1 pseudogene is annotated in these 301 nt (G+C 37.9%); it reads left to right on the top strand.

What is annotated here, in order from left to right:
• Nucleotides 1–228, top strand: a pseudogene (locus ACFILA_RS09835) (UDP-N-acetylmuramoyl-L-alanyl-D-glutamate--2,6-diaminopimelate ligase); the annotation flags it as partial.
• Nucleotides 229–301 lie beyond the last annotated feature (73 nt).

The following is a 301-nucleotide window of genomic DNA, read 5'->3' as shown; positions in this document are numbered from 1 at the left end:
GATCCGAAAAAGATTATGGACGATATGTTAACAGGAATTGATCCGGATCAAGCTAAGGTGATCCTCAATCGTCGAGAAGCCATTCGTTATGCTATTCACCATGCTAAACCAGGCGATGCAATTATTATTGCTGGTAAAGGACATGAAGATTATCAAATTATAGGTCATACTAAGCACCATTTTGATGATTATGAAGAAGCTGAAAAGGCTTTGAAAGAAATTGAATAAAAAAAGACCGGAAGCTAACAATTTAGCTTCCGGTCTTTACTATTTAATGACGACTGGCGCGATGGCTAATGGA

It is taken from the genome of Bartonella sp. CL71SXKL (assembly GCF_042194935.1).
Taxonomy (GTDB): domain Bacteria; phylum Pseudomonadota; class Alphaproteobacteria; order Rhizobiales; family Rhizobiaceae; genus Bartonella.
The sequence above is the reverse complement of the archived record's forward strand: the minus strand, read 5'-3'. Positions and strand labels throughout refer to the sequence as shown.